Here is a 6,746-nt window from a genome sequence, read left to right on the forward strand (position 1 = left end):
AATACCCCAATTAGGGCTGTTGGGGTTTCGAATAACTGTTGCCAGGGTGTTGCAACGGCCAAAGGTTAGGTTTAAACATTGGCCGATGCTGCCATGGCCGCTGAAGGGTTGATCACAAAAAAAGCAACAGTCGCCTTTTCGCACTTGGGTTGCGAGAAAAATCGTGTTGATACTGAACATATGTTGGGGCTTCTTGCGGAAGCTGGATATGGAGTAAGCGCTGATGAAGCAGACGCAAATGTGGTGGTAGTTAATACGTGTTCCTTTATTCAAGACGCCCGCACTGAATCGGTGCGCACCTTGGTGGAACTGGCGGAACAGGGCAAACAAATTGTGATTGCGGGTTGCTTAGCCCAGCATTTCCAAGAAGAACTACTAGAAGCACTACCGGAAGCTCGCGCCATTGTGGGCACAGGTGATTACCAGCACATTGTTGAAGTGCTGGAGCGGGTGGAGGCAGGTGAACGGGTGAACCGGGTGAGTGCTGTGCCCACGTATGTGGCGGATGAACACCTGCCCCGATACCGCACCAGTTCAGAAGCGGTTGCTTTCTTGAAAGTTGCTGAAGGTTGCGATTACCGCTGCGCTTTCTGCATCATCCCCAAATTGCGAGGTGATCAACGTTCAAGAACAATCGAATCAATTGTGGCGGAAGCCGAGCAATTGGCGGCTCAAGGGGTGAAAGAACTAATCCTGATCAGCCAGATCACTACTAACTACGGCCTTGATCTCTATGGCAAGCCACAACTCGCTGAATTGTTGCGGGCCCTTGGGGCAGTGGATATTCCCTGGATTCGGGTGCATTACGCCTACCCAACCGGCCTTACCCCCGAGGTGCTTGCTGCCTATCGCGAAGTGGCAAATGTGCTGCCATATTTAGATTTACCATTGCAGCACAGCCATCCAGATCTGCTGCGGTCGATGAACCGCCCTTGGCAAAAAGGTGTAAACAGCGAACTAATTAACCGCATTCGCATGCAATTACCCGATGCGGTAATGCGCACCACCTTCATTGTTGGTTTCCCGGGAGAAACTGAGGCTCATTTCGAGCATCTGCTCCAATTTGTGCAAGAGCAGCGTTTTGATCATGTGGGCGTGTTTTGTTTCTCATCAGAAGATGGCACCGCAGCCGCCGGCCTCCCTGATCAGGTGCCTAAAGCAATAGCAGAGGAGCGTCGTGGTCGTTTGATGGAAATCCAACAACAGATCAGTGCCGAATGCAATGCAGCTTGGGTGGGTCGCATTGTTGATGTGTTGATCGAGCAGGAAAATCCAAGCAATGGAGAATTAATTGGTCGCTGCTTGCGGTTTGCACCAGATGTGGATGGAGAGGTGCGTGTGCAACGCAATGCAAACGGTGCCGGCGCCTCCCCTGGCTCAATGGTGCCGGTATTGATCACCGCCGCTAGCGAATACGACCTAACAGGCGAAGTGGTGGGAATTGATGCCATGGTTAATGCAGTGGTTAACGCCGAAAGGCGTACCTGATGGGGTTAGCCAGGCAACGCAAAATATTTCTTTGGGCCTCAGGCCTCAGCACTGCCGGTTCGTTTGCCGGACTCACCGCCAAAGGTTGGGTATTGATGAATGGCACCAGCAATCCTTTGGTGCTGGCCCTGCATTTCGCTCTTCTTTCATTGCCAACCCTGCTTTTCAGCGGCCCTGCAGGGGTGGTAACAGATCGCCACGGCTGCGAAAAAGTGCTTGTGTGGTCGCAGTGGGGGCTCCTGGCGGGGGGCAGCCTTGGGGCGATCGCAATCCCAATCAGCAGCGGTTTCAATCAAGCCTTGTTGTTGTTACTTAGCACCTTTGCAGTGGGTATCGCCAGCGCCTATGAATTAACTGCCCGCAATAAATATTGCGCACTTCTTGTGGATCAGCCACAGCAACTTGGCCCTTATCTCACAAGCTTTTCTGTGGTGTTCAATGTTGGTAAATTAGTGGGTCCGCCTATTGGTGGTTGGCTGGTGGCCTTCACAGGCCCTTCCCTGGCGTTACTGCTTGATGCCAGCACCTACCTACTTCCAATAGCCACGGTTGTGTGGCTGCTGAAGCCCCGCAGCGATCAAGAAAAACGCAGCGCCGCAGGCAGTGCCGCCAGCCTTGGGGCTGCTTGGCGCGGTTGCGGCCTACCCATCAGGCAGGCTCTCACTTTTACTGCTTTGTTCTGTTTGGTGGGGTTTTTTCACCCTGGCTTAGCACCATTTATGGCCTTCAAACTGGTGGGTCCTAGCCCTCAAGATTTAGGCCTATTTACCAGCATCCTTGCGGCAGGCAGCATCACTGGCGGCCTTGTGCTGCAAAAGCGCAGCCTTTGGTTAAGCCAGCGCCCTGGATTGCTTCTGGGTAGCTGCGGATTATTAACAGCCCTTGGCCAACTCGGTATCGCCATCGGCGGACATCCTTGGTGGAGCCTCGCTATGGCTTTTCTTATTGGCGCTGGCACCGCAGTGTTGTTATCGGGGATGAATCTGATCTGCCAAGTAGGAACAGCTCAAGAACTACGCGGCAGAATGGCGGGCCTGGCTCAGATCGCTTTTCTTGGTGGGGGTGGCATCAGCGGCCTAATGGCTGCTGGAATCACAATCGAGCTTGGCCTTGGCTTTTGCTGCGGTTTGCTTGGAGCAATTGGCGTGGTGCTTGCCGCAGCCGAACTGTGGCGTTTTGGCGGGCAACAACTAAAATTGGTTGAATAACTGCTCTTTTGGGATCAATTAAATCAATTTGATCGCTTTAAGCAGCCTTGTGAGCACAAAAGCCGCAGTAAAACCGGCGCCAAGTAAGCCCACATAAAAGACGATTCCCATGGCAGCAGCACTGATTGCTATCTATTACAGCAGAAGCCTACGCGGTTTGGGAGAGCTGTTATCTGCTGAAACCGACTAAGGTTCTGCGATTACTCCCATAGCCATGCGTACTCTTTTCGTATATCCCGAATTCCCAAAAACCTTCTGGAGCTACGAAAAGATCCTGGAGCTTGTAAATCGCAAGGTTTTATTGCCCCCCCTTGGGCTCGTAACCGTTGCCGCTTTGCTACCTCAACACTGGCAGATGAAGCTGGTGGATCGCAACGTTAGGGAAGTAACGGAAGCGGAATGGAATTGGGCGGAGCTTGTGGTGATCTCCGGGATGATCGTGCAGAAATCCGATATGGCTGCCCAAATAGCAAAAGCAAAGGAGCGGGGTTTACCTGTTGCTGTAGGTGGCCCTTTTGCCAGTTCTACCCCCGATGCGCCGGAATTAAATCTGGTGGATTTCAAAGTGCTTGATGAAGGGGAGATAACCCTGCCAATGTTTATTGAAGCGATCGAGAGGGGTGATACAAGCGGCAGGTTTAGCTCAAACGGCGAAAAACCAGATGTAACTTCTACCCCTGTGCCGAGGTTCGATTTACTTGAGCTCGATGCTTACGATTCAATGAGTGTGCAGTTTTCAAGAGGCTGCCCATTTCAATGCGAATTTTGCGACATCATTGTTTTATATGGTCGTAAGCCGCGTACAAAAAATCCAGAGCAACTCGTTGCTGAATTGCAAGCCCTTTACGACCTCGGATGGCGCCGTTCGATATTTTTAGTAGATGATAATTTTATTGGTAATAAACGCAATGCCAAGTTGCTATTACCTGCAATGCGAGATTGGTTAAGTGAGCGTGGTTATCCCTTTAGCTTTGCAACGGAAGCATCGGTTGATCTCGCTGCAGATGATGATCTACTACAGCTAATGGCTGAATGCAGATTTGAATCGGTGTTTCTAGGTATCGAAACTCCAGATGAAGCAAGTTTATCGGTGGCAGGTAAACACCAAAACACCCGCAGCTCCCTTGAAGAGGCCGTGGATCACATCACCTCCTATGGCATCAGGGTGATGGCTGGATTCATTATTGGTTTTGATGGAGAGCTTGCAGGAGCAGGTGATCGCATCGTGCGCTTTGTGAGCCTCACCGGTATTCCAGCAGCCATGATGGGTATGTTGCAAGCACTACCTAATACAGGTTTGTGGCACCGCCTCGAGAAAGAGGGCCGTTTAATCCAAGAAAAAGCAGACGCCAAAGGTGTGAATCAAACAAACCTATTGAATTTTGTGCCCACAAGGCCAATTCGTGAAATTGCGAATGAATATGTGCAAGCTTTTTGTGAATTATACGAACCTAATGCATATATCGATCGTGTAACTCATTACTATTTAAAAATGGGTAAGCCCCGCTGGCATTCATTTTATAAATCAGAAAAGTCTGATATTTCTCGCCTCCCTAGCCTCACTGATATACGCGCCCTATCAATTGTGATATGGCGCCAAGGGGTTAAACGCAATACTAGATTCCGCTTTTGGAAGTCTTTAGCCACTATTGCAATGCGCAACCCACAATTACTGGAGCAGTTTCTTGTGGTGTTAGCCCACAATGAACATTTCCAAGAATATCGTGGTGTGGTAACAAAAGAAATCCAAGATCAAATGCTGGCACTACCTCCAGAACCACCAGCAGCGGCTGAACTCAACAGAGAATTGCAAACTGCTTAGTTTAATTTATTATTATTAATCTTGGATGTACTCGGTATTTGTTTCTAAGCAATACTCCGCCTTTTGAATTTCTCTACCAAGGTAAAGTGCGTGATCTAAGCTGCTGATTGGCAATGGATTGCCTGCTTCTGTGATAGCAATTCCTAATTCTTTAGCGCTGCGCCCTTTGAAAATATGAATCGGTTCCCTTGGGCCACCGCCTTTACATGCAAACACTTCTCCGGTAGCCGGATCGGTTGCTAAGCCTTGATCATTAATATTATTGCTAAACCACTCTGCAAGCAGTTCCCCCCGAGCTCGATCTAGTTTTATCAATAGATATCCCTGAGGATCTAATTTTATATAGCGGCTCGATAATTCTGTATCAAGTGAAATACGAGCTTGCGCACTAAAAGCTGCCACTAATTCCTAACGATTGCATGTCATTCTGCCTGTTAAAGGGAAGTTCCGCATTTATTGCTTCTATTTCCTCAAGCTGATGTGCGTTGGCGAGAGGCAACCAGCGATCGATTATGGCGCCAAATTCTGGTTCATACCAGCGATGCAAGCTGGCGTGGGATTTAGCGATGAAGCCACGCCGGCGTTTGTGGCTGCCGCCAGCACCCGGATCAAAGTAACTAATTCCAGCGCTAATAGCCCATTCAATCGGCGCGTAATAACAAACTTCAAAATGTAGATTTTCCAATTCCAGCTCCGAGCCCCAATAGCGGCCCCATAACTTGTTTCCCTGTTGCACGCACAAGCTCATCGCTAAGGGATTTTGGGGATCTTCTCCGCTCGGATGGGCGCTAAATAACACTAGATTTTCAACCAATTGCTGAGCTGCAAGTATAAAAAAGTCTTCTGTTAAATATTTGCTACCCCACATGCCCCAGCGGCGGCAATGATCTTCATAAAAATGATGCATCTTACCTAAAAGCGGTAATGTTATAGATTCGCCAGAAATTGGTGTAACTATTAGGCCAGCCTCTTGCACAGCCTTGCGCTCGCGCTTGATATTACGGCGTTGATTTGCATTGAAACTGGCTAAATAATTAGTGAAGTTTTCATAACCTGGGTTACTCCATAAGCTTTGTTGATTTAGCCAGGTGCTGCAACCAGCAGCTTCAGCGAAGGGCTGCCAAGTGGGATCAACATATAAGAAATTACAACTTAATATTTTATTCCGCTCACAAAAACGATCAATTAATTCCATCAACAGAAGCGTTAACACTTTGGGATCCTCTCCCGGGGCAATGAAAAAGCGATAACCCAAAACTGGGCTCAAAGGGCTCATCCCCACAAGCTTTGGGTAGTAACGCAAACCCAGCTGAGAAGCGAGCTGGGCAAAAGATTGATCAAATACAAATTCTCCGTAGCTATGGCCCTTGAGGTAGAGGGGTGCTGCCGCAACCAAGGCAGCGCCGCGCCACACACTGAGATGGCAAGGTTGCCAGCCTTGTTTGGATTCAATGCTGCCGGAGCGCTCTAAGGCCTCAAGCCAATGCCAGCGGTAAAAAGGCAGCTCATATTGCTGCACCAAAAGGTCCCATTGCTGCTGAGGAATTTCCGCCAACTGCCGATGCCACCTGGCCTCTAAAGCTGAATCCAGCACCACAGATAAAAAACTTGAAGTTGAGATAAACGCTAATCAGCTTCCCGCTTACTGCGGGTTTAGGCGATGATAAAAAGCATGTGAGGTGAATCAAAATCGTGGTTTTACCATTTTTGCAAATATCGCTTCTGCAACTACCGCTCCTGCTGGCGCAGCTGACAGGTTCTGGGGGAAGCATCTTGAATTTGATGCGGCCACAAGTGGAAGCACGGATGACCCGGGAATGCGAAAAAGCAATGGGTACAGTTGAACCAGATTTCACTGCTTTTCGTAGCCTTTGCAGCGAAATTGCACGGCCCGCCAGTGTGTGCGTGGTTCAAGAGATAGAACGCAATGGCACAATTTTGCAGGTGGCAGCAGAAGCACTTGGCGGGAAACCAGGGCCTGAAAGTATGAAAGTAGCAGCTGTATGTATCAGCCGTTTATTAGAAACAGCACGCTCAAGTTGGGATCAGCAGTTTCCAGCTCGTTAACAATCTTCCTTTAACTTGTATCTAACCAATAATTCAGATGCACCCAATTCTCTAGCCTCCACCAACTGCCAAGCTTGTGCTGGCAGTTCAAAATTTGGCGGCAACCAATGCTGCTTTCCACCAAGCAGCAAGGGGCAAAGCGTTAGTTGAAGCTCATCCAC

General features: G+C 49.2%; 7 protein-coding genes. 4 read left to right on the plus strand and 3 right to left on the minus strand.

Features of this window, described 5'->3' with window-relative positions; genetic code table 11:
* Positions 1-93: 93 nt before the first annotated feature.
* Positions 94-1,488 (plus strand): 30S ribosomal protein S12 methylthiotransferase RimO, encoded by a 1,395-nt coding sequence (gene rimO / locus KB557_RS08145; RefSeq protein WP_255133101.1) that lies wholly within the window; start codon positions 94-96, stop codon positions 1,486-1,488.
* Positions 1,488-2,696 carry an MFS transporter gene (locus KB557_RS08150; RefSeq protein ID WP_255133103.1) on the plus strand — a complete coding sequence of 403 codons (1,209 nt, stop codon included), beginning with the start codon at positions 1,488-1,490 and terminating at the stop codon, positions 2,694-2,696. Before rimO ends, KB557_RS08150 begins: the two co-directional genes overlap by 1 nt.
* A gap of 18 nt (positions 2,697-2,714) precedes the next feature.
* Here KB557_RS08150 and KB557_RS08155 read toward each other — a convergent pair whose 3' ends face one another.
* Positions 2,715-2,807, minus strand: coding sequence for a cytochrome B6 (locus KB557_RS08155; RefSeq protein WP_255133105.1), 93 nt, complete (start codon positions 2,805-2,807; stop codon positions 2,715-2,717).
* 103 nt (positions 2,808-2,910) lie between these two features.
* Between KB557_RS08155 and KB557_RS08160 the strand changes: the two genes are divergently transcribed.
* A complete protein-coding gene (locus tag KB557_RS08160) occupies positions 2,911-4,518 on the plus strand; it encodes a B12-binding domain-containing radical SAM protein (protein WP_255133107.1) in 1,608 nt (535 codons plus the stop codon).
* Positions 4,519-4,533: 15 nt separating this feature from the next.
* On the opposite strand, the gene KB557_RS08165 is transcribed toward KB557_RS08160, so the two are convergent.
* The gene (locus KB557_RS08165) at positions 4,534-4,920 is read right to left on the minus strand and encodes a DUF4346 domain-containing protein (protein WP_255133109.1); all 387 of its coding nucleotides are present in this window, start codon (positions 4,918-4,920) and stop codon (positions 4,534-4,536) included.
* Positions 4,907-6,115 (minus strand): GNAT family N-acetyltransferase, encoded by a 1,209-nt coding sequence (locus KB557_RS08170; protein WP_255133111.1) that lies wholly within the window; start codon positions 6,113-6,115, stop codon positions 4,907-4,909. The genes KB557_RS08165 and KB557_RS08170 overlap by 14 nt, the downstream gene beginning before the upstream one ends.
* A gap of 95 nt (positions 6,116-6,210) precedes the next feature.
* Between KB557_RS08170 and KB557_RS08175 the strand changes: the two genes are divergently transcribed.
* Positions 6,211-6,585, plus strand: coding sequence for a hypothetical protein (locus KB557_RS08175; RefSeq protein WP_255133112.1), 375 nt, complete (start codon positions 6,211-6,213; stop codon positions 6,583-6,585).
* Positions 6,586-6,746: the final 161 nt, after the last annotated feature.

The sequence above is a fragment of the Synechococcus sp. Cruz CV12-2-Slac-r genome (genome assembly GCF_024346075.1).
Lineage (GTDB): Bacteria > Cyanobacteriota > Cyanobacteriia > PCC-6307 > Cyanobiaceae > Synechococcus_D.